Origin of the sequence: Aestuariibacter sp. GS-14, assembly GCF_006494365.1 — a bacterium.
Lineage (GTDB): Bacteria > Pseudomonadota > Gammaproteobacteria > Enterobacterales > Alteromonadaceae > Alteromonas > Alteromonas mangrovi.
Genome location: NZ_VHIP01000007.1, coordinates 17,446 through 39,021 on the forward strand (window position 1 = coordinate 17,446; position 21,576 = coordinate 39,021).

15 protein-coding genes are annotated in these 21,576 nt (G+C 48.2%); 9 read left to right on the top strand and 6 right to left on the bottom strand.

Translation table 11 applies throughout. From position 1 onward, the window contains the following. Nucleotides 1–10 precede the first annotated feature (10 nt). The 3 genes from FJ444_RS12625 to FJ444_RS12635 all read right to left on the bottom strand — a co-directional run bounded on the left by FJ444_RS12625 (nt 11) and on the right by FJ444_RS12635 (nt 6,024). Entirely contained in the window at nt 11–1,546 is a 1,536-nt protein-coding gene (locus FJ444_RS12625; RefSeq protein ID WP_140958675.1) for an alpha-N-arabinofuranosidase, read from the bottom strand. 11 nt (nt 1,547–1,557) lie between these two features. After that, entirely contained in the window at nt 1,558–2,568 is a 1,011-nt protein-coding gene (locus tag FJ444_RS12630; protein ID WP_140958676.1) for a glycoside hydrolase family 43 protein, read from the bottom strand. A gap of 81 nt (nt 2,569–2,649) precedes the next feature. Continuing rightward, nucleotides 2,650–6,024: a LamG-like jellyroll fold domain-containing protein gene (locus FJ444_RS12635; RefSeq protein ID WP_140958677.1), complete on the bottom strand. Its 3,375-nt coding sequence runs from the start codon at nt 6,022–6,024 to the stop codon at nt 2,650–2,652. Nucleotides 6,025–6,392: 368 nt separating this feature from the next. Here FJ444_RS12635 and FJ444_RS12640 point away from each other — a divergent pair, with 368 nt between their 5' ends. The 6 genes from FJ444_RS12640 to FJ444_RS12665 all read left to right on the top strand — a co-directional run bounded on the left by FJ444_RS12640 (nt 6,393) and on the right by FJ444_RS12665 (nt 16,301). Then, on the top strand, nt 6,393–9,188 hold the full coding sequence (locus tag FJ444_RS12640) for a TonB-dependent receptor (protein ID WP_140958678.1): 2,796 nt from the start codon (nt 6,393–6,395) through the stop codon (nt 9,186–9,188). Between the two features lie 241 nt (nt 9,189–9,429). Next, nucleotides 9,430–10,851 (top strand): MFS transporter, encoded by a 1,422-nt coding sequence (locus FJ444_RS12645; RefSeq protein ID WP_140958679.1) that lies wholly within the window; start codon nt 9,430–9,432, stop codon nt 10,849–10,851. Next, complete coding sequence (locus tag FJ444_RS12650) at nt 10,851–11,792, top strand: glycoside hydrolase family 43 protein (protein ID WP_181405162.1); 942 nt, start codon at nt 10,851–10,853, stop codon at nt 11,790–11,792. Before FJ444_RS12645 ends, FJ444_RS12650 begins: the two co-directional genes overlap by 1 nt. A 24-nt stretch (nt 11,793–11,816) precedes the next feature. Further along, nucleotides 11,817–14,282, top strand: a complete 2,466-nt coding sequence (locus FJ444_RS12655; protein ID WP_140958681.1) for a glycoside hydrolase family 127 protein — start codon at nt 11,817–11,819, stop codon at nt 14,280–14,282. Between the two features lie 20 nt (nt 14,283–14,302). After that, a complete protein-coding gene (locus FJ444_RS12660; RefSeq protein ID WP_140958682.1) occupies nt 14,303–14,728 on the top strand; it encodes an FKBP-type peptidyl-prolyl cis-trans isomerase in 426 nt (141 codons plus the stop codon). A gap of 118 nt (nt 14,729–14,846) precedes the next feature. Then, nucleotides 14,847–16,301 (top strand): catalase, encoded by a 1,455-nt coding sequence (locus FJ444_RS12665; RefSeq protein WP_140958683.1) that lies wholly within the window; start codon nt 14,847–14,849, stop codon nt 16,299–16,301. A 60-nt stretch (nt 16,302–16,361) separates the two neighbouring features. On the opposite strand, the gene FJ444_RS12670 is transcribed toward FJ444_RS12665, so the two are convergent. Further along, nucleotides 16,362–17,447 (bottom strand): aromatic ring-hydroxylating dioxygenase subunit alpha, encoded by a 1,086-nt coding sequence (locus FJ444_RS12670; RefSeq protein ID WP_140958684.1) that lies wholly within the window; start codon nt 17,445–17,447, stop codon nt 16,362–16,364. A 22-nt stretch (nt 17,448–17,469) separates the two neighbouring features. After that, complete coding sequence (locus tag FJ444_RS12675; protein WP_140958685.1) at nt 17,470–18,423, bottom strand: PDR/VanB family oxidoreductase; 954 nt, start codon at nt 18,421–18,423, stop codon at nt 17,470–17,472. A 130-nt stretch (nt 18,424–18,553) separates the two neighbouring features. Here FJ444_RS12675 and FJ444_RS12680 point away from each other — a divergent pair, with 130 nt between their 5' ends. Further along, complete coding sequence (locus tag FJ444_RS12680) at nt 18,554–19,021, top strand: MarR family winged helix-turn-helix transcriptional regulator (protein WP_140958686.1); 468 nt, start codon at nt 18,554–18,556, stop codon at nt 19,019–19,021. Nucleotides 19,022–19,023: 2 nt separating this feature from the next. Here FJ444_RS12680 and FJ444_RS12685 read toward each other — a convergent pair whose 3' ends face one another. Then, nucleotides 19,024–19,926 carry a LysR family transcriptional regulator ArgP gene (locus FJ444_RS12685; protein ID WP_140958687.1) on the bottom strand — a complete coding sequence of 301 codons (903 nt, stop codon included), beginning with the start codon at nt 19,924–19,926 and terminating at the stop codon, nt 19,024–19,026. Between the two features lie 88 nt (nt 19,927–20,014). Between FJ444_RS12685 and FJ444_RS12690 the strand changes: the two genes are divergently transcribed. Continuing rightward, nucleotides 20,015–20,608, top strand: a complete 594-nt coding sequence (locus FJ444_RS12690; RefSeq protein ID WP_140958688.1) for a LysE/ArgO family amino acid transporter — start codon at nt 20,015–20,017, stop codon at nt 20,606–20,608. Nucleotides 20,609–20,797: 189 nt separating this feature from the next. Next, nucleotides 20,798–21,532, top strand: a complete 735-nt coding sequence (locus FJ444_RS12695) for a tetratricopeptide repeat protein (protein WP_140958689.1) — start codon at nt 20,798–20,800, stop codon at nt 21,530–21,532. The last annotated feature ends 44 nt before the right edge of the window (nt 21,533–21,576 follow it).

A 21,576-nucleotide genomic window follows, 5' to 3' on the forward strand; every position in this document is an offset into this window, starting at 1 on the left:
GTAAGCGATATTACTGCAAGCGACCCACCAGTACCGATTTAGCTGGCAAGGTTAAGTCATTCAGCGAAGCGCTAAACGCAGCAGGTTTCACTACTTCTTTTTGTGAGAATGTGTTCTTTGCTGTTATAGCGTCGTGAGTCAGCAACTCACCGGTAAGCTTACTAAAGTTACCGTTACTCAAGTTAAGCTCAATACTCGCATCATTCTCTGGATCAAGATTCACCAGCGCTAAATAAACATGGCCATCTGTTCCCAATGCCAATGATGCGGTTACCGCAGGTAATTGCTTATCGCCCTGTTGGTATGCACCGCTATCAATCGTAAACGGTATCGCAGTAGCGTTCTGGAACACTTTGTACATGCCAAATACGTGATAAGTTGGCGTAACCAGCATATCTGCGCCATCGGTGAGTACCATTGCCTGCAGTACGTTAACCATTTGCGCAATGTTAGTCATGTGTACGCGATCTGCGTACTGGTTAAACAGGTTAAAGTTAACCGCGGTAACAACGGCGTCGCGTAGGGTATTTTGCTGATATAAAAAGCCGGGCTCTCTGCCAGGTTCTGGATCATACCAGGTACCCCATTCATCTACATAAAGACCAATTTTGCCTTCCGGATCGTTTTTATCCAGCTTGGCAATGTTGGCTTTCAGGTAGTCGTTCATCCGATACGTACGTTCCAGCGTGGCAAACCAATCGTCATTATCAAACTCAGTCGCATGGCCTTTTTTCTGCCAGTCGCTGTTGGGCAAGGTATAAAAGTGGTAACTGATCCCATCCATGTTTTGCTGAATATTTGCACTCAGCACATCTGTCCACTGTGTGTCTTCAGTATGGCCGCCGCTGCCCACCAGTTTAGGCTTCTTACCAGGAGGTGTTTTGATAAACGTCGCGTACTGTTTATACAAGTCCGTGTAGTATTCCGGGCTCATGTTGCCACCACAACCCCAGCTTTCGTTGCCAATACCGAAGTAAGCGATGTCCCAGGGTTCTTCGCGACCGTTTTTACGTCGCTCATTGGCCAGTGTGGAGTTTTTATCGGAGGTCATGTATTCAACCCACTCCGCCATCTCTTGCACGCTGCCGCTGCCCAGATTGCCGTTTATATATGCATCAGCGCCAAGTAGCTCGATGAAATCAAAGATTTCATGTGTGCCAACGGCGTTAGTTTCTTCCACGCCGCCCCAGTGCGTATTGACTTTTACCGGGCGTTCGCTCTGTTTACCGATGCCGTCGCGCCAGTGGTATTCGTCGGCAAAGCAGCCGCCGGGCCAACGCACCAGCGGAACTTTTATTGCTTTTAATGCATTGAGTACATCATTGCGAAACCCCTTGGTGTTGGGAATATCAGAGTCGGGTCCTACATAAATCCCTTCATAAATACCCCGGCCAAGGTGCTCGGCAAATTGCCCGTAGATGTCTTTGTGTAAAAGCGGGCCTGTTTCTTTAAGGTTCGCAGTGAGGGTGACGTCGTGTTGTTCCGACACACAGCCGAACGACAAACCAACGCCAAATAACGTGGCTACCAGCAATTTGCTTTTCATAATGTAACTCCTTAAGGCTGAATACCTTCCGTTGTCATGACGACGCGTTTTAGCGTGCCATCTTCGTTGTAATAAAGCGGGTCTATGGCAACTGAACGGCGGAAGCGGCCACCGCTGGGTTTGCCGTCGATAGGCGGTACTGCACCTGTGTGATAGATGAAGTAATCCTTGCCTTTAAACTCGATGATAGACTGGTGATTGGTTTCTGTGTTTCCGGCAATTTCGTTCAGGATCCCTTTGTATTCCCATGGGCCATGAATACTCTTGCTCATGGCGTAGCAAATTTTTTCCGGGAATTCACAGGCGTAACTTAAATAGTAGTTATCGCCTTTTTTATGCACCCAGGACGCTTCGGTGTAATTGGGTAAATCAAGTGCCTTAATGTCACCGTCAAGCTCAATCATATTGTCTTTGAGCTTCACGTATTTAGGAACCAAATTACCAAAAAACATATAGGTATCACCATTTTCCTCAATGAAAATAGCGGGGTCGATATCGTCCCAATCGTTCGGGGTATGCTTGGTCATGTCATCAGTAACCAGTGCTTTTCCAATGGCATCTTTGAACGGGCCAGTAGGTGAATCTGAGGTTGCTACACCAATGGCAAAGCCGGGCTTGTCGTCTTTGTGGCGAACGGTGGTGTAAAAGTAAAACGTACCGTCCTTTTCAACCATGTGCGCTGCCCAGGCATCGCCTTTCGCCCATGTAAAGTCGGTGGCTTTCATAATCGGGCCATGTGCTTCCCAGTTCACCATGTCGGTAGAGCTGAAAACCAGCCAGTCGTGCATTTGAAAGAACACATCGTTGTTAGGCGCTTCATCATGGCCGGTGTACAAGTAAACTGTGTCGTTGTGCACCAGGGCTGCTGGGTCGGCTGTGAATACGTCGGTAAATAGTGGGTTGTTGGCTGTCTGTGTTAAATAGCCTGGTGATGCTGCAGAAGGTGTTGGTGCTTCGACTGTAGATTCACCCGAGCAGGCTGTTAATGCCACCATAGCGAGTGCTAAGTTTAAATGTCGCATAATAATCCCTATAAAAATAAAACTGAGAAAACGAAAAAACCGGCACCGAAGTGCCGGTTAGGTTATTAGCGTTGTTAGTGTTTATTCTGGTTTCTGTGCATTGTAGATTTGCATCACGTCTGTTGCTGTCAGTGCATCATCGAATACATACACTTCATCCAACTGTCCGTTAAATGCTGCATCCCAGAAGTTGGCGCCTAGTGAGAAGGACGTCACATTGACCGGAGAGAACACATCCGGGAAGCCAGCGCCGCTGAAACCTTCTTCGCCGTTGATATAGATGGTCATCGCACCCTGGTTGTTCACCATAACCATGTGGTACCAGGCGTTAGTTTCCAGTACCTGGTCGGTGAAGGCGTCATACCATGCGGTACCAGACCACACCATTGCATTGCTTGCACCATGGTGACCACCCGGAATCATACTGATCCAGCTGTCGGTAGTGGCGTAACCGAAGAACACTGGCGTATACAATGTCAGTGAATCCGGATTAAACCATACTGAGATTGCATAGGTATTATCTTCAATCAGATTGTCTGGTAACTGAACGCCGTAAGTGCCGTCCATATCCAGTGCTTTACCAGCAATGCCGTCGGTGTAAATTGCCGCACCACCTGCCTGTGTCAGTAAGGCGCCTGTAGTTGTTCCTGCATCAAAATTACCAGTCGCATCAGTTAAGTCTTCGTTGTCGAAGCTGTAATGCACTACTGGATCAGGTAACCCCAGAGCACGTACTGTTGCTTCAAATGGCTTGGTAACAGATGAACCTTCCAGTGTAATCGTTGCGGTAAGTGTTACTACTGCATCGCTTTCGCCGTTAGCAGGACGTTTTACTACCCCTTTGCTGCTCACTACAGCAGGGTTAGATGACTCCCAGCTTATTGCTGAAGCATATGGGCCCGATACTGTCATTGGCAAATCAGAAATCACCGCACTGATATCGCCTAAATCGAGTATTTCTTGTGCAGAAGCCAACAATTCCGCGGTGCTTAAAGGTGTTACGTCCAGATTCTTGATTTCACCTGCAGTTAATGCGGTATCATAGAATTTAACGTCATCAATCATGCCCACAAATGGCAGGTCATAAGGATTGGTACCCAACGTAAATGTAGCTTCCTGACCGGTGAAGATATCCGGTAAGCCGCCTATTTCAGTTGTTTGTACACCGTCTACAAACACTTTAACAATGCCTTTATTTACTGAGAATGCTACGTGTTTCCAGGTATTCAGAGGCATTGGAACGCCAGTAATACCATCAAACCATGGGTTGGCGCCTTTCAGAGCCGAGTTACTCCACAGCATTATGTTGCCGTCCCAGCTTTGTGGTGCAAGGTTAATCCAACCATTCGCACCTGCATCACCAAATAACGCCGGAGTGAAGATAGTAGTTTGAGCTGCATTCAGCCACATAGATACAGTGTAGTCGTATGAATCGATAATGCCGTTGGGTAGACGAATACCGTTGGTACCATCAAGAACGGCAGCCTGACCGTTCTGACCAACAGCATAGCTTACTGTTCCGTCTGTGCTATCCGGGCGAATACCGGTTTCAGTAGCAGCGCTGTAATTACCGATGCTGTCACTCAGGTTGGTGTCAAAGCTAAAGTGTGCAACACGGTTGTAAGCAACGCGTGCTGGTACCATTACTTCATAGCTCTGTGTTTGCGTTACACCATTAAGCGTAGCGCTTGCGGTTAGCGTTACAGTTGCATCGTCGTTACCCACATTTGGACGAGTAACAATGCCGGAGTAAACAGCATTTGGCAGTTCTGGTGTACCTTTAACTTCAATGTAGTCCGGGTGACTTGACGTCCAGGTAATTGCTGCACCATTTGCGCCTACTGCTGGTAAGTCCAGGTTAAACGTGGTTTGTTCCGGGAAGCTGATAGCTGCAAGTGTGTTAGTTAGCGCGATGCTTTCATCCGTGGTGGCGGTTTTGCTACCCCACAATGAAGATCCATCCTCACCTACCGCAGTAAACGTGGGTACGAACTGACCCATATTGTCGTTGTACTGCCAGGAAGAAACACCTTTATAAGTGCCTAATCCGTCGATGTACAAGCGAACTGTGTTGTCTGCTTCATAATACCATTTACCGCTAAAGTCGCCGCTGATGACGTTGTAGTCTTCCAGTGTCATATAGCTGGAAACCTTGGCTTCACGGGCAATGTCTGTTTCGTGATTAATGACTTTAAATGTGCCAATCAGGTCGGTTTCGTCGGCGATATTGTCGCCATCCTGAACCGGAACGTAACGATGTGGCGCAACAACCATCCATCCGTCTTCGTTTACAAACATCTCGTGAACACGCACGTTATGAATTTCTCCGGTACCCGGGAAGCGTGTATGGAAAATCACAAAATACTGACCAGTTGATTCGTCGAAGTAAACTGAGTTGTGGCCTGGTGACATATAGCCGTGATCTGAGCCCATTTCGCCAGGATTCACATCGAATAAGTGACCACCCATAATCTTGTTGCCATAGCCTTCGATGGCTGACCATGCGCCTGCTGCGCCGATCATATCCTGGCCTTTAATGTCTTCAAACGGACCGTTCGGATTACGAGAGCGCGCAATGCGCATGTTGTATCCATCCGCGTTATTGAAGCCACCAAACGAGGTAAACAGGTAGTAGTAATCAGACTCCGGGCTGTACAGCATATTTGGCCCTTCGATAGCGCTGTAGAAACCGCCCATCAACTTGGTGCCGTAACCCTGATCAGGTAAAGCTTTACCGGTTTGAGGATCCATTTCCATGATCCATATACCGCCAGAGTATGAGCCGTACACCATCCACAAGCGGCCTTCTTTATCAAAGAAAACGTCTGGATCGATAGCGTTTGGATGAATGTTACCGTCATAGTTTTCACCATTGATCCCAGGATTTTCATCACCTGTGTGACCACTGGTTACAATAAGACCTAAATCCTCATAAGGACCTTCGATGTCATCAGATACGGCAACACCTAAATAAGAACGCGATACACACTCACCGTTTTCAGGTAAAGCACAGTGGTTGTAATAAAAGTAGTATCGGCCATCAGCTAGTTGAATTACGTCAGAGGCCCAGGACCCTACCCAACCGCCTACCCAGGCAATACCTTCTGCGACTTCTGATTCGTAGGTATTAAATAACGGGGTATTTGCAGCAGCTGCCGCGTTGTCTGCTGCAGCTGGATTCAACTGCGTCCAGTTAACCAAGTCGGTGGAACTGGCATATGCCATGTGTGAACCGAAAATGTAGAAAGTACCGTCATTAAGACGAATGACTGAAGGGTCGTGTACACCTACTTCAGCAAAAGTCACTTCAGTTGGGAATACAGGGTCGGCTATACTAACAGGTGCCGTGTTATCAGGTGCCTGCACAATACCTTCAACTTTTTGTTGTGTTCCGTCTCCACACCCACCTAATGCTGCGGATATACTCACGGCTAACAACACTTTGTTCCATTTCATGGTTAAACCTCATCAAAGTAATATTGTATTATCATTTTAAAGTACCATCTAAGTTGCGCCATGTAAATCTGTTGTTAAATATAATGTGCTGCAAGATATCGTAAAAAAGACTATCTATTTGTTATTTATGATTATTTCTTTGTTATAAATTCAGTTTATGTTAACCAATAAGCAATGTTAAGTTGATTTGTTAAGAAATGTTAATAGTTTTAACAGACTTTGTTGACACCAATTAAATCATACAATAATATCTACCGATAATTTATAGATCGGTTACGAAAAATAACAATCTTTTTATTTTGCAGATAACGCACTTACTAGGTTACTGCCTGGAGTATTAAACGCTCCCAGTAATGGAGGTTTACCGTATGTTTAAGAGAACACATTTAGCAACCGCAGTTGTACTGGCACTCAGCAGTACCTTGCTGCAGGCTCAGGAAGCCGATTCCGCTCAGGACGATGCCACTCAGGATGTGGAAGTTATTGAGGTCTCGGGTATTCGTGCAAGTCTTAATAAGGCAATCAATATTAAGCGTCAGAATATGCAAATTGTGGACGCTATCGTAGCTGAAGATATCGGTAAATTCCCAGATAACAACGTAGTAGAAGCGCTACAGCGTGTAACAGGTGTACAGGTAACTGACCGTGCGTCTGGTGAAGTTAATACCGTATCTATTCGTGGTCTGACTGACGTAACTACAACGGTAAACGGTCGTAATATCTTCACCTCTACAGGTCGCTCCATTGCGTTAGCCGATATCCCGGCAGCATTACTGCAAAGTGCAAACGTATATAAAACCCGCTCTGCTTCTCAGTTGGGTAGTGGCCTGGCGGGTCAAATTGACGTAAAAACGCAACGTCCGTTTGACTTTGAAGACTCTAAAGTTGTGTTGGCTGCTCGTGCCATTGAACAGGAGCAAGCTGATTACTACGATCCAAACGTAAGCCTACTGGTAAGTGACCGTTGGGATACTGAATTTGGTGAAATTGGTGCTTTGGTTAACGTAGCTTATGCAAGAACGCGTTTCCGCGATCAAAGCATTACTGCGGGCGCGATGTTACCTTATTTTACCAAAAACCCACCAGAAGGTTACGATATGCTCACGCGTATCTCTTCTGAATACTGGACACCTGGTCTTGAGGAAGGCTTGCCATTTGCTGCTGGTTCAACTCTGGATATTAATGGCGTAGACGCAGAGTACTATTTGTCTCGTGACGCGATCTTCGGTATTGATAAATACGGTGATCGCGAACGTCCCGCGGTAAGCGTATCGTTGCAGTGGGCACCAAACGATTGGTCAGAGTACTTATTCGAGGCATTTTATAACGGATTCCGCACTGACGACCAAACCACTATGTTTTTTAAAAACGTAGAGCACACCTATTTATTAGATCCTAGCACACCACTGTATTTATATGGTGATACCAATATCGTTAAAGCGGGTACAGCCATGGACTCGCAGAATATCGGCAATAACTTTACCAGTGGTGACTACTTTACTGGTAAAACCGACGGCTACTTATATGCACTAGGTGGTAGTTGGTATTTAACCGATAACATTCAGGTTAAATCAGAACTGATTTATCAGACCAGTGAATACTCAAATATGTTCTTCGCCATGCGTGGCGTACCTCAATACCTGACAGGGACGCTGAATTTTGACTTTAACGCAGGCGCCGGTATTCCTTCACTGGAAGTGGTTGATAATCCGAATACCGCAATTGATGAGTCGGATCTGACCAACCGAGCGCTGTGGCAAACAGACGGCCTGTACGACAATTCTTACCGCGGTGAAGGTGATGCACTGACCTTTAAAGTGGATACTGAGCAGTTTGTTAACTTAGGCCCAATCGAAAAACTAAAATACGGTTTGCGTTACGACAAGCGCACAGCAGAAGATTACGATTACTTAGGCCCGGGTGGCAATGTAGCAATGTCTCTGACCGAGTTTGAAGATGGGTTTACTTATATCAACAGCAACTTCTTCGATGGTCGCGCCAACTTCCCAGCAAGCTGGGCTGCGGTAGATGCGAAGTATATTGCTCAGAATCGTCAGGATATTCGCGCATTACACGGCTATGACGATGTCACTGACCAGATTCCGGGCATTAACTTTGAAATTGAAGAAGTGTCGAAAGAAGCCTATGTTGAAGCTGATTTCTCAATGGAAGTTGGTGGTAAGAAGTTAGATGGTCAGTTTGGTGTTCGCGTAGAAAAAGCTGATCGGGAGATGAGCTTCTACGATGGCGACGTGGTAACAGAAGGTGAAGGCTCCAGTACTTCAGTATTGCCAAGTTTTGTTGTGCGTTACCATCTGGCTGACGACATTATTACGCGTTTAGCGTATACCGAAACAGTGCGTCGTCCGGACTTCGCAGCGCTTAACCCAACCATTTCTTATGGTTCAAATCTAACTGGATTGGAACTGAAAACAGCGGGGCAGGGTAACCCAGACTTAGGCCCTGTGGAATCAACAAACCTGGACGTATCTGTTGAGTGGTACTTCTCACCACAGAGTTCTGTTTACGCTGCCTGGTTCCAACGCGATATCGAAGGTTTCGTATTTGATTCCAAGCGCAAGGTAACACTGCAAGGACCAGAGGACGAAGAGCCAACGGGTTATGTTATTACGCAGCCTGGCAATGCGTCTGACGGTAAGCTGAACGGTTGGGAATTAGGATTGGTTTATTTCCCGGAAAATCTGCCGGATATGCTGGATGGACTGGGTGTGCAAGCTAGTTATACATTGCTTGATTCAGAACAGGATATCCCAGAGTTTGACGTAGACGAAAACGGTGACATATTCGTATCACGCGTACTGTCTCGCAGCATGTTTGCAGTATCTGACAAATCTTACAGTGTGGTTGCTGTGTACGAGAAAGAAGATTTCGACATGCGTTTGTCTTATGTATGGCGTGATGACTTCCTGAATAACTACGAAGCGGCGATTTTTGCTAACCCGCTGGGCGTGTATCGTCGCCCAGAGCAGAGTCTGAACTTCCAGATGAGTTATGACGTGAGCGAAAACCTGATGCTGACGTTTGACGCAACGAACCTGACTGATGAGGTTTATCAGAGTTATTATCAATACCCAACCACTAATAACTTCGGTAGTGCTATTATCAGCAGAACCTTCGCACTGGGCTTGCGTTACAGTATGTAATCTGGTGTGAATAAATCGTGAAAGACAGCCCGGCTTGCCGGGCTTTTTCTATTTTCACTGGCTTAAAAATCAGCGGCCGGACGAGTATTTGAGACAAAATACTTGTTATTTTAAAAGTATGATAATAGTATATTTGTCATTAACATTTGGTTTGCAAATGTCGTTAACACGGGGCTAATGTACAGGCTCGGTATCCATTCATAATTACCTGCTTTGGCAGGTATTCAGTCGGAAGCGCGGTATGGTTTCGCAGAAGTTAACACGGTTAGAAAAAGTCGGATTTGGCGCCGGGGATATGGCAGTCAATGTGGTGATCTCCTCAATGATGTTGATCATCACCTTCTTTTACACAGATATATTCGGACTCAAGCCATCTGACATGGCTTTAATGTTCCTGTTAGTTCGCATCCTCGATGCTATCAGTGACCCACTGATGGGTATGGTGACCGACCGCTACACCAGCCGATGGGGGCGCTATCGTCCTTATTTCCTGTTCTTGTCGGTGCCGTTTGGTATTTCCGTCTTTCTGACATTCAGTACCCCTGACGTCGACTACAACGCCAAGCTTGTGTGGGCGTATTCTACTTATATTTTCGTTACGCTGATGTTTACTGCGGTAACCATTCCTTACATATCACTGATTGGTGTTATGACCGCTGATCCGAAAGAAAAGCTGTCGGCCAACGGCTATCGTTTGTTCTTTGCCAAGGTGGCAGCGTTTCTGGTAACCATTATTGTGCCCTGGATGGCGGGTGCAGATATGTGGGACGGTGACCGCGCCGCAGGCTATCAGGCTGCAATGGGGCTGATGGCAGTGCTCGCAGTGGTGATGTTCATGTTTTGCTTCTTTGCAACCACCGAGCGCCTTGAGCACGAAGTGGAAGACAAACCACTTAAAGAGCAATTGTCGCTGCTGTTTAAAAACGATCAGTGGCTGATTCTATGTGGCGTGTGTGTACTAGGCACCATCGGTTATGTTGTGCGCGGCTCGGTAGCCCTGTACTACGCAAAATATTACCTGGGCGGCGATTCAGGTATGCAGTCATTGTTCTTATCTACCGGCGTGGGTGCTGCCATTCTTGCCATGATTGCCTCTACCTGGATCACCAAACGTTACTGCAAGGTAAAACTGTTCCGCTTTAGTCAAATGGCAGTAGGCCTGTTATCTGTGATCATGTATTTTGCGGTTGGCCCGGACGATCTGGTACTGGCGTTTGTGCTGTTCTTCCTGATCAGCTTTGTAGTGGACCTCCACGCCCCAATTTTCTGGTCTGCCATTGCTGAAGTGGTTGACTATGGTGAAAGCAAAGAAGGTAAGCGCGTTGCCGGTTTGGCATTCGGCGGTATCTCATTCTGCCAGAAAGCAGGTATGGGTGTGGCGGGTGCATTGGTTGGCTGGTTACTGGCGTATTTCGAATACACGCCGGGCACAGAACAAAGTGAATTCACCCTTACCGGCATAGTACTAATGCTCACAGTAATATCAGGCTTCTTCCATTATCTGGTGGGTTGGTTGATGAACCGCTACGTGATCACCGACGTCGAATACGCAAAGCTTGCCAAGGTTGTTGCAGACAATCGCGCAGCCAATGCTAAATCTGATACCACAGTAAGCGACACAATGCCTTCTACCTCTAACATGACACGTGGAGTTCAGTCATGATGAATACCAATGAGCCGTTGATCCCACAACGCGCTGACCCGTTTATTTTCAAGCACACTGATGGATTTTACTACTTTACTGCGTCAGTCCCTGCTTACGATGGAATTGAGTTACGCCGTGCAGAAACAATCGAAGGCCTGGCGCAAGCGCCGACGCGTATGGTTTGGACTAAGCCCGACACCGGCCCCTACAGTGAGCTTATCTGGGCACCCGAGATCCATTTCAACGAAGGCGCGTGGTATGTGTATTTCGCCGCCGCCCCGAGCCGCGAAATCAAGGATGATCTGTTCCAGCACCGGATGTACGCCATCAAGTGTGACGACGCCAACCCGGTAGACGGCGAATGGGAATTCTGTGGTCAAATTGAAACGCCATGGGATACCTTCTGTCTTGACGCCACTACCTTCTATCACAACGACGAATTGTATTATTGCTGGGCGCAGAAAGAGCCGGGTATCCGCGGCAACTCAAATCTGTACCTGGCGAAGATGGAAACGCCTACCAAAATTACCGGTGATATCGCACGACTCACTGTGCCTGAACTGCCTTGGGAAATCATTGGTTTTTGGGTGAACGAAGGGCCAAACGTCATTAAGCGTAACGGTAAGATCTTCATGACCTATTCCGCCAGTGCAACCGATGAAAACTACGCCATGGGTTTGTTGTACGCAGATCTGGACAGCAATTTAATGGACCCTGCGAGCTGGACTAAGTCGCAGGAGCCTGTGTTCCTCACGAATGAGCCTAAAGAAATGTTCGGTCCGGGTCACAACAGCTTTACTGTTGATCAGGATGGCAATGACGTGCTGGTGTATCACTGCCGTCAGTACACCGAAATCGAAGGCGACCCACTGTGGAACCCAGACCGCCACACGTTTGTGAAGCACCTGAAGTGGGACGAAAACGGCATGCCGATTTTCGGAAAGCCCGGCCAGCCATAAACACACAACAATAAGCAAAACGCTATGATGAATCCTGTCTTTAAAAAATGGTGTCTGGCGTTTTGCGCCAGCGCGCTGTTGCCGACATTGTCGGCATGTAGCGCTGATAGCGCTAATCCCCAAGCGCAAGTCTCTGCCGAGCAGGCAAGCTCAGCTGCCGCCCTCCATACTATGCCAGTTGGCAAATTATTCGACTTGTCTCAGGTACGCATTACCGACGGACCTTTTGCCCATGCAATGCACACCAATGTCAGCTATTTGCTCGCCATGGAGCCAGACCGGTTGCTTGCGCCCTATTTACGCGAAGCGGGGCTTGCGCCCAAAGAAGATTCCTACGGCAATTGGGAAAACTCAGGATTGGACGGCCACATTGGCGGACACTATTTAAGTGCATTGAGTCTGGCGTATGCCTCAACGGGTGATGAAGCCCTGTTACAGCGTTTGCAATATATGCTTAATGAACTGCACCGCGCCCAACAAGCAACGGGTGGGTATCTCGGCGGTATTCCAAACAGTCAGGCTATGTGGGCGCAAATTAAAGCCGGTGAAATCAAAGCGGATTTGTTCAGCCTGAACGACCGTTGGGTACCGCTATACAATATCGACAAGATTTTTCACGGTTTGCGCGATGCCTACGAGATAGCGCATCAGCCCTTGGCAAAAGCCATGTTAAGTTCGTTGGGCGAATGGATACTCGACACCACGGCCAAGCTTACCGATGACCAATTCCAGCAAATGCTGTACTCAGAGCACGGCGGGCTCAATGAAGTGTTTGCCGATATGGCCGCTATCTTCAACGACCCGCGCTATCTAAAGCTGGCTCAGCAGTTTACCCACCAGAAAATTATCCAACCTTTAATTGCGGGTCAGGATCAACTGACCGGTTTGCACGCCAACACACAAATTCCGAAAATCATCGGTACCCTTCGTGTCGCAGAGTTGAACGATGACGCCGCATGGGAAAAAGCAGCGACGTATTTCTGGGATACCGTAAGTCAACATCGCAGCGTGAGTATAGGTGGCAACAGTGTGCGCGAGCACTTCCACGATGACAAAGATTTCACCCCTATGGTGGAAGACATCGAAGGGCCGGAAACCTGTAACACCTACAACATGATGAAGCTCAGCAAAATGCTGTTTCTTCGCACAGGTGATGCCCGCTATCTGGACTTTTATGAGCGCGCCACGTACAACCATATTCTATCCAGCCAGCATCCACAGCACGGTGGCCTGGTGTACTTTACGTCCATGCGTCCCGGTCATTACCGCATGTACTCCTCGGTACATGACTCTATGTGGTGTTGTGTTGGCTCTGGTATTGAAAACCATAGTAAGTATGGAGAGTTAGCGTTTACTCACTCAAATGGTGAGCTATGGGTAAACCTGTTTATGCCAGCCTCATTACACTGGCAGGAAACCGGTGTTACCGTTACTCAGCGAACCGCCTTCCCCGATAATAACGCGGTGATTTTAACGGTGAATACCGAACGCGATGACACGCCATTTACCCTAAACCTGCGTCAACCCGGTTGGTCTCAGGGCGAGTTAGTAATTAGTGTTAACGGCAAGCCAATACGTGCCGTGTTCACTAACGGATACTGGCAAATAACGCGAGACTGGAACACGGGTGACACAGTAACCTTCAAATTGAACCCAACGCTCGCCACTGAGCAGTTACCGGACGGCCAGGACTACTATTCTGTGATTTACGGTCCGGTCGTCATGGCAACGCCTGTTAAGGCATTTGAAAAAGAAACGCTGAACTTTGTGGCTGACGACAGCCGTATGGGTCACATTGCCGCCGGGCCGGTATGCCCGCCTGAGGCATTGCCAATTATGTTGGGTGAGCCAGAGGCATTCTTGCAACAGTTACAACGCCCCGATCCTACGTCGCTGTCTTTTGTGGCCAGTGGTAACGTGGCTATTGCGAACCTGGTTGACGAAAACGCCGTTACGCGCCTTATTCCCTTCTTCCGTTTGCACGACGCCCGTTATCAGGTGTACTGGCCGCAAATGCCGGAAACCGCGTTCGATGATTACGTAAAAAGTGCTAATGCAAAAGCGGCTGAACTTGCTGCATTAAAAGCCATGACTGTCGATGTCGTTACGCCTGGAGAGCAACAGCCAGAAGTTGAGCACGACTTCCGCGGTAACCAAACACGTGCCGGGGTGAATAACGGCATGCACTGGCGCGACGCCACTGGCTTCTTTGAATACCGCTTAAGCAATAAAGCGCTTGAGGCTGGCGTATTGCGGATCACGTACTTCAAAGGTGACGTAGGCAGACAGTTCTCGATTTCACTGAACAACGAGTTATTAGCAGATGTATCGCTACCGGTTGGTGAGCCTGAGATGGATTTTTACACGGTGGATTACCCGTTAAGTCCGGCTATGCGCAAAGCAAACGTGCTTACACTGCGCTTTAGTGCAGCCCCTGACTCTGTTGCTGGTGGGATATATGGGATACGCTTGCTGAAAGATCCAAACTAAAATAAGCAAATTTAATAGTAATGGCAAAACAAAAGAAACAAGCAAAAGGCTCCCGAGGCAGCAACCGCAATCTGACCCAGGATGTGTTAGCTAAATACCGTCAACGCCCCGATACCACCGAAACCGCATCGGGGCTGATTTACCGCATTATTGACGATGCGCAAGGTGAACAGCCTGGTCCGCATCATCGGGTGAAGGTACATCAGCGCATTATGCTGGGCGACGGTTCGGTTATCGACGACACCTACAAGAAGGGCTTGCCCGAAGACTTTGCTATTAGCGAAGCCATTGAAGGGCTACAGGAAGCCTTGCCGATGATGTCAGTTGGCGCGCGCTATGAGTTCGTGATCCCACCGGAACTGGCCTGGGGGAAGCGGGGTAACAGCGGCGCAATTGGGCCGAATGCCGTGATGATTGTAGACGTGCGGTTGGTCGATATTGAGTAATTGCAAAAACTGATTAGCATGATTGATATATATCGATATAGTTAATTATTGGTTGTTGTTAGGATACTTCCATCAAATAAATGGTTTTTAATTTATAAAACCAATTGGAGGAAGTATCATGACAAAACGTTGCCCATTAACTACCAGTTCAGGTGCGCCAGTTGCGCACGACAATCAAAGCCGCACTGCCGGTGCCCGTGGCCCGGTGACGTTCGACAATCATTACCTGTTTGAAAAGCTAGCACACTTTAACCGTGAACGTATTCCCGAGCGTGTAGTGCACGCTCGTGGGAGTGCCGCGTACGGTACTTTCACGCTAACTAAAAGCCTGAGTGATTTCACTATTGCTGATTTCCTGCAAACCGAAGGTCAGCAAACGCCGGTATTTTTGCGCTTTTCTACCGTAGGCGGTGGTCAGGACTCCAGCGACTACGCCCGCGACCCTCGTGGTTTTGCGGTGAAGTTTTATACCCAACAAGGTAACTGGGACATGGTGGGCAATAATACGCCGGTGTTCTTCCTGCGTGATGGCATTAAATTCCCGGACTTCATTCACTCGCAGAAGAAGAATCCGCGCACCAATCTACCGGATCCACAGGCGGTGTATGAGTTTTGGGCGAATAACCCACAGTCGCTGCATCAGGCTACTATTCTGATGTCGGACCGCGGCATTCCGGCCTCGTATCGCCACGTTAACGGTTATAGCTCACACACATTGAGCTTCTGGAACGATAACGGCGAACGGTACTGGGTTAAATGGCACTTTAAAACCAACCAGGGCATTCAAACTCTGACCAACGAAGAAGCGGCCACTCAACCCGCCTTCGGTGCGCAGCAGGATTTGGTGGAAAGCATTGATAAAGGTGACTTCCCGAGCTGGACGGTGAAGGTGCAAATCATGACCGAAGCACAGGCGCGGGATTACTACATTAACCCGTTTGACGTCACCAAAGTGTGGCCGCACAGCGACTTCCCGCTGATTGAAATTGGCCAGCTTGAACTGAATCGCAACGTGGATAATTTCTTTGCGGAAAACGAACAGGCAGCATTTGCACCGAGCAATTTGGTACCGGGAATTGGCGCGTCGCCAGACCGTATGTTGCAAGCCCGGTTGATTGCTTACCAGGATGCACAGCGTTACCGCATTGGTGCGAACTATAACCAAATTCCGGTGAATGCGCCGCGTTGTCCGGTACATCACTACCAGCGAGATGGCGCGTTTGCAGGGATTAATCCTGCGGTTGCAGGGAGCGGTGCGAACTTCTATCCGAATGACCGTGCTGAACAGGGCGCCCCCGCAGAAGTGCCGGACGTGGCCGAGCCACCCATGCCGCTTGAACAAGACGCCTGGTTGGGTATTCACGACAACCGTGACGACGACAACTTCTCACAGGCGGGTGATTTGTTCAGGCTGATGAGCCCGTGTCAGAAAGGACAGCTGGTTCACAATATCGCAGCAGGGTTACACCAGTGTACCGACGATGTTCAGCAACGCATGCTGGCCCAGTACGAACAGGCAGACCCGCAGTATGCGGCTATGGTGAAGCAGGCCATTGCGACGTTTCAAAAATAAGTGAGCGTTAAATCAAACAAACAGCCCGTCATGGGCTGTTTGTTTATGGGGTTATGATATTTACGCCTGCTTCAGTGATTCAATGATCCGGCGGGCCCGGTTTGCACCCACATCCACGTGAATATCAATCATTTTCTTGCCGTTAAAGCGCTTCATATTTTCATACTGGGCTTCAATGACTACCTTGTCCTCATCAAAGGTAAAGGCCGTTTGGTCGAACACCTTTTTCATGGTGTCTTCCACGTTTTGAGTGGGGTTACTGGCCATGGTCCACAGGTAAAAACAGCTTTCGTCGGTTTCAGGCGTAAGCCCGTGAAAACCGCGCATGTGAAAGCCGCCACGGTCCGGTGAATCAACCGGTTCGCTGCCTTGTTCCACCGCTCCTGTCCAGATTTCCAGATGTGAGGGGTGAAACACGATCTCCTGCCAGCGGTCTATCTTGCCACTGAACGGGTAAGCGGCGCTGTAAGTCGGTGGTGGCGTTGAATTCAGCATGTGACGCACTACTTTTACGCTGTTGCCATGCTGTGTTACATCCATTTGAGCATTCATGTGAATACTGGCGTTACCGCCAATGGTTTTAAGGTGCACGTAACCTAAATGGCTCAGATCCAATAAGTTGTCATGGACTAACTGATAGGGCGCGTTGTAGTGGAATACATCACCGCTGTAATGATAAGCGGGATTATTGTGAACCGGGTAGTGTGGTGGTTCACAAGTGGGCTCACTGTTTACGTCGCTGCCGAACCAAATCCAAATTAGCGCGTCCTGTTCTTTAACGACATAGCGCTGCACTTTCGCTCGCGAAGGAATTTTGTCCTGGCCGGGTATTTCGATGACTTTTCCGTCGCCATTGAACAATAAACCATGGTAACCACAGCGCACGCCGTTGTCTTCCAATGTACCTGCAGACAAGGGCAAAAACCGGTGACAGCAACGGTCTTCTAACGCGTTTACTGCGCCGTCGGCAGTGCGAAATAGCACTACGGGCTCATTCAACAGCGTTCGGCCCAGTGGCTTGTCAGTCAATTCACTGCTTAACGCGGCAACATACCACATATCCAGAGGGAAGTTGTGGCGTGTGCCTGCGGTGCTTTTTATGGTGTCTTGCGACGCTTCAGTTGGGGAAAATTGTTGTACGGTCATGGGAAATATCTCGGGTGTAGGGTTATAGATCCAGTGTCAGCGATGCCGAAACAGCACGTGAACAGCAGGGGGTAAACTGATTGTGTTGCGACTTTTCCTGTTCGGTGAGATAGGCATCGCGGTGGTCAACTTCACCATCCAGGACGTTCAGTAAACAGGTGCCACATACGCCCTGTTCACAGCTGGCATCGACCTCTATACCAGCGTCATCCAGTGCTTCAAGTGCGGTTTGACTTGCTTTTACCGGTATGGTGAGTCCCGAGCGTTTCAGGAATAGTTCGAACGCTTTGTCGCTTCTGGTATCCACTTTTTCCAGCCCAAAGCGCTCTTGATGCAATGCGTTTGCAGGCCAATTCAGCGTATTTGCGATACTCAGTACTGCGTCCATAAAACTGTTTGGGCCACAGGTATATAACCCGCTTTGCGCCCCATATTCACCGATGTTCTGTGTAAACCACGCTTTTACTTGTTCGCGGTTGTCTGGCTGAAGTATCCGCACGCGATCGACAAAAATTCCATGTTGCAATTCAGTGTCAAACGCAACGCGCTGACCGGGCTTGCTGACATACAGCAAGGTAAACTCCTTACCTTGTTCTGCCAAAGCATGTGCCATCGACATGATGGGGGTGATGCCAATTCCCCCCGCTACTAACACTGTTTTGGTGTCTTCCGGGTTAAGGGCAAACAGGTTCTTTGGAGGCGAAACTTTAATGCGCTGACCAGGATGAAATGTCGTATGGATAGCTGCAGAGCCACCGCGAGAATTCGGGTCGCGAAGTACGGCAACACTGTAAGCATAGCGATCAGAGGGAGAGCTACACAGGGAATACTGGCGTGTGATGGCATCGCTAATACGAATATCAATATGGGCACCCGCTTCAAAGGCAGGCAAAAGCCGGTTAGCTGGATCTGTGAAGGTAAGCTTGACCACCGATTCTGATAACGGCGTTATCGCCTGAATAATAACATCGAGCATAGAGGCATCTTGGTTTAACTAATCATTAACATTATTAAATGGCAATATGGTTGATATGTCAACTATATTGAAGCTACTCAATGTTTATGATTGTCGCTAAGATAGGTGTTTTAATTTCCAGATACTCTTAATGTCTGAACAAAACCTAAATAAAAACAAACAGCTGGATTTAGAACGTTACGTACCGGCACTGATCACCTACCTGGCCAATAAATTATCCAGCGGGGCTTCTCAACACTATCGCAGTGAATTTGGTGTGGGTGTGGTTGAATGGCGGGTAATGGCGTTACTAGCGGTAGAGCCTGCCATTACGGCAAATAGAGTGTGCAAGGTTATTGGACTCGATAAAGCCGCCGTGAGCCGGGCGATTAAAAGCCTGGATAGTGCTGCGCTGATTACCTTGGAAAAAAGCGACAAAGATGCCCGTCAAATTCTGATCAATTTGTCTGCAGAGGGGCGTGATAAACATGACGCCATTCTTCATGTTGCGCTCGCCAGAGAGGCAAGACTTCTCGAAGTGCTTTCAGCAGTGGAGCGCGAGCAACTGATTGTTATGTTACAAAAGCTGAACGATCAAATTCCCAAAGTAAATGCCTGACATTATTGCGCATTAGGTTGAATTAGCCGGCGCCTTGCAACACTGAGCGCATTCGTTCGCAAACTGGCAAGTAACGGACTCTCAGTTTGCCAGTAATGCCAATAAAGGGGCGTGTCGAGTGTGTAGTGAGGCGCTAAATCCACCATGTCACCACGCGCAATGCCATCACCAATCTGTAATTCCGGCAATAATCCATAGCCTAAACCAGCAACCACCGATTGCCTGAATCCTTCTGAAGAGGGGCATAGGTGAATGCGTTTTGGCGTAGCTTTAACTATATCGGTTAAGAATTCATGCTGAAGTTTGTCGTGTTCATCGAACACTAAACAGGGGGCGTCAGCTAAATCTGCTACCGATTGAATGCCATGGGCTGCTACAAACGCCGGACTCGCTACTGCGCGATATCGCAACGCGCCCAAGTAGCTTACCAAGCCACCATTTACAGGCTCAGCAGTAGAGGCAATACACACCATCACTTCGCCGGATTTCATGCGATTCAGGACGACGGTTTGATCCTGCAGCACGATCTCAAATTGTAAGCGTGTGTTAACTTCGTTGTTGGTGGTCACCAGCGCTTCGGGTAACCAGGTTGCAATGGAGTCTGAGTTGGCCGCAAGCCTTACAATTAAGGGCTTTTGAGGGTCACTATTGTACTGTAACGCGTTGATACCTAGCCCGTATTCCAATTGCAACACCTGTTGAAGGTGATTCAGTAGCCGGGTGCCGGTAGCAGTGGGTTTCGGAGGTTGTTGCCGTAACAACACGGGCTCACCCAATTGAAACTCCAACTGCTGAATACGGCGACTTACCGCTGATTGGGTAATAAACAATTTGCGGGCAGCGCGTTCAAATCCGCCTTCGTTAATCACTGCCGAAAGCGCGTGCAGCTGTGCGTAATCGATCATGAGTTTTGTGCATGTATGAAGATTATTATTCATTAGATTAATAACACGCGGTACGTAAAATGCAAACCAAATTACGACGGAGTGGGCTATGTCTTTTCTTGCAGGTGTGTTGTTGGGGTTGAGTTTAATAGTGGCAATTGGCGCGCAAAATATCTGGGTGCTGAGTCAGTGTATGGCGGGGGCAAACCGAGTCGCAATAGCGCTTACTTGCATGCTGTGCGATGCAGCGTTGATCATTATTGGTGTATTTGCGGCTAATCGCCTGACTGAAGTGGCTCCGGCGCTATTGCCCTGGCTTACCGCTGGTGGTGTGGCGATGTTGCTGTATCTTGCATGGCAGGCTGGCTATCGGGCACTTAAAAGCAAATCAGGTTTGCGTACTGAGCAGGTAAAACCGCAGCATTGGTTTCGAACTGTGTTGGCTGCCTTGGCAATAAGTTTATTAAATCCGCATGTTTACCTGGATACCGTTGTATTGTTGGGCTCAATTGGCGCGCAGCAAAGTCAACCTGCTATGTTTGCGGTGGGCGCTTGTACTGCTTCGCTTCTGTGGTTTGGATCGCTAACTGCTTTCTCTCCAAAATTGAAAACGTTATTGAGTTCGCCACTGCGTTGGCGGGTGTTTGATGGTGCGATTGCTGTGATTCTTACCGGTATGGCGGTGAAGCTTTGTTTTGTTTGATATCAAAATTCGCATTACTCAGGTAGCAGGGACTTGATTAGCTAATACCTCCAGGCAGCGTACTCACCTATTTTCTGATTCCGGTTATTTATGTGTTGGCTGATGGTAAATAACTTGTTAATAATGTTGGGCGGCAATGTTGTACATTGTTTTATGCTTGTTCAGTTAACTACCAGGAGGGACAGAAAGATGAGGAGTCAAAAAGTAAAAGTAAGGCACTGTTTGATAGGGTTAACAGCAGTATCCGTACTGCTTAGTACTCAACTGCAAGCCAGTAATCAGGAAGACAGTCAGGCAGCGAATACCGAGGAGGAAGTTGAGAACATTACGGTTACCGGCAGGGCCGGAGATGCAGCGATGCAAGCCTTTAACGCAGGCGAATTTGCTTTAGCCGAAATGAAATTTAAGGAAAATGAGCAGTGCGCACTCAGGGTGGAGCGAAACCGACAAGCATTTGTTGAAGGCGTTCGGGAATCTCAAATTAGTCAGGAGGTAAATGGTGGTGGTGTGAACACCGGTAGCTCTATGACCGATTCAAATGCTGCCAGAGTTGAAGGCAATTCCTCAATGAACGCAATTGCGGCGAAAACGCAAAAAAATGAAGACAAAGTTCGTGAAAACACTTGTGAAAATCGCGCCTTTCAAATTTACATGACAGGCATGTCACAGTTGCAACTCGGTCGTGCCGAAGACGCAGAAAGCAGCTTCGAGCGTGCGGTGGCATTAAGCCAAATCCAATACGATGCCCACTATCGATTAGCCTTAATGAAGCTGTTACGACAGGATAAAGAGGGCGCAGCCGATCACCTGGATGCCATAAACACTATTTTAAAACGCTGCTACGACTGCGAAGCTCGCGACGAGATCGTAAGAATTTCTGACTTTCTTCAAAAGGCCGTTGACGGAAAAATAAAGCTGAACTAAGAAAAAGTTATTTTACCATCATATAGTTAGGATAACGATGTCAT

Bases quoted from the DNA above. Each gene is read 5' to 3' on its own strand.
- FJ444_RS12625 (WP_140958675.1), bottom strand. From the start codon at position 1,546: ATGAAAAGCAAATTGCTGGTAGCCACGTTATTTGGCGTTGGTTTGTCG.
- FJ444_RS12630 (WP_140958676.1), bottom strand. From the start codon at position 2,568: ATGCGACATTTAAACTTAGCACTCGCTATGGTGGCATTAACAGCCTGC.
- FJ444_RS12635 (WP_140958677.1), bottom strand. From the start codon at position 6,024: ATGAAATGGAACAAAGTGTTGTTAGCCGTGAGTATATCCGCAGCATTA.
- FJ444_RS12640 (WP_140958678.1), top strand. From the start codon at position 6,393: ATGTTTAAGAGAACACATTTAGCAACCGCAGTTGTACTGGCACTCAGC.
- FJ444_RS12645 (WP_140958679.1), top strand. From the start codon at position 9,430: ATGGTTTCGCAGAAGTTAACACGGTTAGAAAAAGTCGGATTTGGCGCC.
- FJ444_RS12650 (WP_181405162.1), top strand. From the start codon at position 10,851: ATGAATACCAATGAGCCGTTGATCCCACAACGCGCTGACCCGTTTATT.
- FJ444_RS12655 (WP_140958681.1), top strand. From the start codon at position 11,817: ATGATGAATCCTGTCTTTAAAAAATGGTGTCTGGCGTTTTGCGCCAGC.
- FJ444_RS12660 (WP_140958682.1), top strand. From the start codon at position 14,303: ATGGCAAAACAAAAGAAACAAGCAAAAGGCTCCCGAGGCAGCAACCGC.
- FJ444_RS12665 (WP_140958683.1), top strand. From the start codon at position 14,847: ATGACAAAACGTTGCCCATTAACTACCAGTTCAGGTGCGCCAGTTGCG.
- FJ444_RS12670 (WP_140958684.1), bottom strand. From the start codon at position 17,447: ATGACCGTACAACAATTTTCCCCAACTGAAGCGTCGCAAGACACCATA.
- FJ444_RS12675 (WP_140958685.1), bottom strand. From the start codon at position 18,423: ATGCTCGATGTTATTATTCAGGCGATAACGCCGTTATCAGAATCGGTG.
- FJ444_RS12680 (WP_140958686.1), top strand. From the start codon at position 18,554: ATGTCTGAACAAAACCTAAATAAAAACAAACAGCTGGATTTAGAACGT.
- FJ444_RS12685 (WP_140958687.1), bottom strand. From the start codon at position 19,926: ATGATCGATTACGCACAGCTGCACGCGCTTTCGGCAGTGATTAACGAA.
- FJ444_RS12690 (WP_140958688.1), top strand. From the start codon at position 20,015: ATGTCTTTTCTTGCAGGTGTGTTGTTGGGGTTGAGTTTAATAGTGGCA.
- FJ444_RS12695 (WP_140958689.1), top strand. From the start codon at position 20,798: ATGAGGAGTCAAAAAGTAAAAGTAAGGCACTGTTTGATAGGGTTAACA.